Raw genomic sequence first — 3,808 nt, 5'->3', positions numbered from 1 at the left:
CTACGATAGAGGATGTCTTGCGTTTAGCGTCCTAATCTATCTGGCTACTGCTATAGTAACAATCGTGGGATATTTACTTTCTGGATCGATGAAATTATCCAATTCTGCCTTACCCTGAGCATCATCCCCAGTAATTCGCATAATGTAGCGGCTATTCTCCGCCACCAAATCAGCATTCTCATTTACCAATACCACCCGCATCCGTTCTGCGTGGTCAGTCGTCTCACAAAAAATGATAGTTTTGGCAAAGCGATCGCTTGATTTAAGATAATCAGAAATAATCCGTGCAACTAGCTCAGTGCGCTTCTCTAGCACCAGAGTTTTCTCAAAATCTCGTTGATTATACACTTGGTCGGGAATTTGTTTACCATACTTATCCCGTTGACCTGGCTTTGGTTTCCATCCACTCAAGTCTTTATCTAAATCAATCCGAATCACTTTGTAAGGAGCTAAAAAACCATCTTCAATCCCTTGTTTGAGCGAATAGGTAAAAAGTGACTCACCAAAATAATTGATGTTAGAAGCTTCTTCTGTCTCCCTTGGGGTAGCTGTCAAGCCAATCTGTGTAGCATTTCTAAAATATTCCAAAATCTCTCGCCATGCGGAATCCTCAGCAGCACTTCCTCTATGGCACTCATCTATGATAATTAAGTCAAAAAAATCTGGCGAAAATTGGCGATAAATGTTTTTCGCCTCTTCATTTCCCGTTACTGCCTGATAGAGGCATAGATAAATTTCATAAGATTTATCTATCTGTCGCTTCTGAATTTTGGTCATTCTTGAGCCAAAGGGTTTAAAGTCATTGACTCTAGTTTGGTCAACCAAAATATTCCGATCTGCCAAAAACAGGATACGCTTTTTTGCCCCCGATTTCCACAAGCGCCAGATAATCTGAAAAGCGGTAAAAGTCTTACCTGTACCTGTTGCCATCACTAACAGAATGCGATTTTCTCCTTTAGCGATCGCTTCAATTGTGCGATTAATGGCAATCTGTTGATAATAGCGTGGCTGTTTTTTATCAGGACTGGGGTAGTAATCTTGAGCAACAATCGGCTGAATCTCCGAGTCAATTCCCTTCCAATCACAGTATTTTTGCCAAAGTTCCTGCGGTGTCGGGAACTGCTCAAGGGGGATTTCTCGCTCTCGCTGTCCTTGGGTAATCGTGCGATCGCACATCATAAAAGCGTCGCCATTAGAGCTAAAGATGAATGGTACATCAATTAGTTCACCAGTTGCGATCGCTTGCTGCATCCCCGCACTGACACCGTGATTATTATCTTTAGCTTCAATTACAGCCAGTGGTACACCGGGTTTGTGATACAGCACATAATCAGCGCGTTTCTGCTCACCTCGACTAGCAAGCTTACCCCTAACAATCACCCTACCTTTTGTCAGCGTCACTTCCTCACGAATCTGAGTGTTGATATCCCATGCCCGATTAGTTAGAGCAGGTGTAATGTACTTTGTACAAATATCACGTTCACTCAAAGATTTCTTGTCAATTGCTTCTGGCATAAAAGGGTAGGCTTTCGGTTAAGATGACAATTGGTATAATTCTACACTCTATCTTTGCCTGTTGTTAAGTGTGAAAATACTAGCATTGTGCTATGTGGCAACCACAAAACCTATATATTCAAAGTCAAATTAGCTACTAAACCTTTTGAGATTGTCCCTTAATTTTTGATGAATGCGATCGCACCAAAAGGGAATCACAGTTTGCCCTTGACAAAGAGCTTCTAGCGCCGCCTCTTGATCAAATTCTGCTAATGTTAAATACTTTTCCTGAGAGGCGTTAGATATCAGCATCAGTCGCCTCATCTTTTTTTTCGGCACAAACTCCTCAAACAGCCAACGCTCCTTATCTTGCAACATAGCCAAAGCTTGCCGGCAAACTTCAAAGCTTAAGCCAACAGACAATAAATAATGCATCACTGTTAGCGTCAATAGGTCAGCTACGGAGTAGTAAACATTACGTCCCTTACCTGTGGTATTCACAGTTGGTAAAACAACACCTTTATCTCGCCAATACTGTAACTGACGACGCGAACAATTAGTAATTTCAGCAGCTTCTGTGCTTGTGTAGAATTTTTCTTCCATAGAAATCATCCTACAGAAGCATTTTTTTAAATTTAAATTTTTTAAGAATACATAGTGTATTTATATGACATTTTATTTTTATGAGTCAGATTACTATCCAGTGTCGTCTTATTGCCAGTGAATCAGCCCGCCAACAACTCTGGACGTTGATGGCAAATTTGAACACACCCTTAATTAACGAACTACTCGAACAACTTGGTAAACACCCAGACTTCGAAAATTGGCAACAAAAAGGTAAGCTCCCAACAACTGTTGTTAGTCAACTGTGCCAATCCCTCAAGACTGATCCTCGCTTTGCAGGTCAACCTAGCCGTTTATATATGTCGGCGATTCATATTGTGGACTACATCTACAAGTCTTGGCTGGCAATACAAAAACGTCTACAGCAACAGCTAGACGGCAAAATGCGCTGGCTAGAAATGCTTAACAGTGATATTGAACTTGTGGAAACTAGCGGTTCTAGTTTGGAGGCTATTCGTACCAAAGCCTCTGAAATTTTGGCAATAGCTATGCCAACATCTGACTCAGATAGCTCTCAACCCAAAAGAAAAAAGGGCAAGAAGGCTAAAAAATCCTCGTCTTCCAGCCCTGACCGCAGTTTATCCAATAAATTATTTGAAGCTTACCAAGAGGCAGAAGACATCCTTAGCCGCAGTGCTATCAGCTACCTATTAAAAAATGGCTGCAAACTTAGCGATAAAGAAGAAGATCCAGAAAAATTTGCCAAACGTCGTCGTCAAGTTGAAATCCAAATTCAAAGGCTTACCGAGAAGTTAATAAGTCGGATGCCTAAAGGTCGAGATTTGACCAATGCTAAATGGTTAGAGACACTCTTCACTGCTACAACCACCGTTCCTGAAGACAACGCCGAAGCCAAGCGCTGGCAGGATATTCTCTTAACTCGACCAAGTTCTCTTCCATTCCCCCTTGTTTTTGAAACGAACGAGGATATGGTTTGGTCAAAGAATCAAAAAGGTAGGCTGTGTGTTCACTTCAATGGATTGAGCGATCTTAGCTTTAAGGTATACTGCGACAATCGCCAACTTCACTGGTTTCAACGTTTCCTAGAAGATCAACAAACTAAACGTCAAATCAAAAACCACTATTCCAGTGGCTTATTCACTCTCAGAAATGGTCATCTAGTTTGGCAAAAAGCAGAGGGTAAGGGCGAACCTTGGAACCTTAACCGATTGAGCCTCTACTGTTGTGTTGACGATCGCCTATGGACTTCTGAGGGAACAGAACAGGTTCGTCAAGAGAAAGCAGATGAAATTACTAAAATCATCGCAAATATGAAGCAAAAAAGTGACCTAAAGGATACACAAAAAGCTTTTATTCAACGTAAAGAATCAACACTTAATCGAATGAATAATAGCTTTGAGCGTCCTAGTCAACCCCTTTACCAAGGTCAATCACACATTTTGGTTGGAATAAGCCTGGGATTAGAAAAACCTGCCACGGTGGCCGTAGTAGATGCGATCGCTAACAAAGTCTTGGCTTACCGCAGCATCAGGCAATTACTAGGTGAAAATTACGAACTCCTAAATCGCCAGAGACGACAACAGCGATCGCTATCCCATGATCGCCACAAAGCACAGAAAAGCTTCTCTCCTAATCAATTTGGTACATCTGAGTTAGGGCAGTATGTAGACAGATTAAGCTAATCGGCATTTAAGCTGCATAATATAAATGCAGAGCCGATTGAAAGTAA

The 3,808-nt window shown here is 41.5% G+C and carries 2 protein-coding genes and 1 pseudogene; 1 reads left to right on the top strand and 2 read right to left on the bottom strand.

Annotation, left to right across the window (positions count from 1 at the left end; all coding sequences use genetic code 11):
• Window positions 1-54 precede the first annotated feature (54 nt).
• Window positions 55-1,515, bottom strand: a pseudogene (gene hsdR, locus HWQ38_RS12065) (EcoAI/FtnUII family type I restriction enzme subunit R); the annotation flags it as partial.
• A 129-nt stretch (window positions 1,516-1,644) separates the two neighbouring features.
• The gene (locus HWQ38_RS12060; protein ID WP_292793605.1) at window positions 1,645-2,097 is read right to left on the bottom strand and encodes a MerR family transcriptional regulator; all 453 of its coding nucleotides are present in this window, start codon (window positions 2,095-2,097) and stop codon (window positions 1,645-1,647) included.
• An 80-nt stretch (window positions 2,098-2,177) separates the two neighbouring features.
• Between HWQ38_RS12060 and cas12k the strand changes: the two genes are divergently transcribed.
• A complete protein-coding gene (cas12k, locus tag HWQ38_RS12055; RefSeq protein ID WP_292793603.1) occupies window positions 2,178-3,761 on the top strand; it encodes a type V CRISPR-associated protein Cas12k in 1,584 nt (527 codons plus the stop codon).
• Window positions 3,762-3,808: the final 47 nt, after the last annotated feature.

It is taken from the genome of Nostoc sp. NMS7, assembly GCF_017115085.1.
Classification (GTDB): Bacteria; Cyanobacteriota; Cyanobacteriia; order Cyanobacteriales; family Nostocaceae; genus Nostoc.
This window is presented reverse-complemented; position numbering and strand designations above follow the sequence as displayed.

What these genes read in the sequence shown, in the direction of transcription:
- HWQ38_RS12060 (WP_292793605.1), bottom strand. Translation starts at nt 2,097, where the DNA reads ATGGAAGAAAAATTCTACACAAGCACAGAAGCTGCTGAAATTACTAAT.
- cas12k (WP_292793603.1), top strand. Translation starts at nt 2,178, where the DNA reads ATGAGTCAGATTACTATCCAGTGTCGTCTTATTGCCAGTGAATCAGCC.